Raw genomic sequence first — 1,751 nt, 5'->3', positions numbered from 1 at the left:
CGCATGCGATACTTAGACCCCACATCAGGACGGTTCTTAACTGAAGACCCTGCAAAAGACGGTTTGAACTGGTTTAGCTATTGTGGTGGCAATCCCGTTAAGTTTACCGATCCGTGGGGGCTGGAAGAAGTAATGCTTAGGTATGTAACTGAAAAAAACTATGGAACCACTCTGTATGATACAGCTTCTTGTAGCATGGAAGTTACTATGTTCGGTCAAACGCATACCTTTGCTGGACCGTTAATTAATGGTGAAATGATAGTAGATTCAGCTGTATTAGCAGATCTGTTTCAAATGGATGAAAAAAACTTTTGGCATAATGAAGGAGATAAATTTGATACTGCAGATGACGCGGCAATGGGTTTTGGTTTGATGTATAATCCTAAATCTACAAAAACTTCATATAATTACCCAATAGGAAGGGAATATGGAGCTTTTATATATGATGAAAGTTCTGCTGAAAAACGTGCGTATACATTTAGAAACGTTACAAAAGGTAATCAAGATTCCGTCCAATTACCTTCGCCAGATAAAAATAGACTATTAGCGGCATGGGTGCATACACACGGAGCATCCTCTCCGCAGTATGAGTCAGAAAAATTTTCAGGGTGTATTGTTGATTTCGATACGAATGGGAAGAAAATTGAGAATGGCGACGGGGTTTATACTTTATTATTAGGTGTAGATGGTTATGTAATTACTCCAAGTGGTTCTTTTAAATGTTTGAGCAAATTATGGAAGAAAAGGGATATAGAGATATTGCCTGATAACGATCCTGCCGTTAGAATCATTGCAAATAATTTACCCCATTAAAAAGGAGAAGAAAATGATTAAAAAAATAGTTATTTCATTGTTATTGGTATTTATAAACATAGCAACTATCATAACAGTTAGCTATGCGCTATCTAAAAAGCAATATATAGCAAATGAGGTTAATTTTAGAGTTATAGTTAATGGAGAAGAGAAAAAATTTCAATTGCCTGTTGTTACAATAGATGATTCAACGTATTTGCCTGTTCGTGAATTTTGCGGCACCATTGGTTATTCTGTTGATTGGCATGAGGAAAGTGAAGTGGTTTCTATGTATTCAAAAAAAAATCTAATTTTTACCGATAACATATCCGAAGGCCACGAAGGAACATTGGATAATGGTAGAAAATATATTTTTTACGGTACAGATGCTAAAGACTATTCACTTAACGATTATGTTGAAAATAAACATGTGCAGTATAAATATACATATAATAAAAGAATAACTTCGACAACAATAAAAGAAATAGCAGAAGAAATACAGTTATTTTTTCAATATGAATCCAATTATGCAGAAATACCACTGATTGTTTCATATGATTCTGAATCTAATTCTTTAATTTTCTATAATGATTTCACTACTTCGCATCTTGGCGGAACAAGCATTTTAGTCATGAATTGTTCAGATGGATTTTTATCAATGTATAGTAATGGTGTGCGTTAAAAGATAAAAATAGGCAGATGGGAAGTTTATATTGGGTTAATCTTTTTTTATATGAGCTTTGGTGAAATTTTAATAAATAACCAATGAGATTTTTTATAACAAAAACGCGCGCTTGGGCGCAGACGGCACAGTGGAAGAAAAATATGTTACCACAAATGTATGTTGCTTTAACTGACTTTGCATCATGGACTGGCAGAACTGCAACATGGCTTCCGGAACAAAATAAAATTAGGGTTGCAGAAAGAAACAATGATATGTCAAATAAACTGATTATTTA

General features: G+C 34.0%; 2 protein-coding genes. Both read left to right on the top strand.

Going from position 1 to position 1,751, the window contains the following annotated elements; translation table 11 throughout:
• On the top strand, window positions 1-813 hold an 813-nt coding region (locus tag H8698_RS13200; protein ID WP_249313901.1), incomplete at its 5' end, for an RHS repeat-associated core domain-containing protein.
• A 13-nt stretch (window positions 814-826) separates the two neighbouring features.
• Window positions 827-1,474, top strand: a complete 648-nt coding sequence (locus tag H8698_RS13195) for a stalk domain-containing protein (RefSeq protein ID WP_249313900.1) — start codon at window positions 827-829, stop codon at window positions 1,472-1,474.
• Window positions 1,475-1,751 lie beyond the last annotated feature (277 nt).

The organism is Congzhengia minquanensis (genome assembly GCF_014384785.1).
Classification (GTDB): Bacteria; Bacillota; Clostridia; order UBA1381; family UBA9506; genus Congzhengia; species Congzhengia minquanensis.
This window is presented reverse-complemented; position numbering and strand designations above follow the sequence as displayed.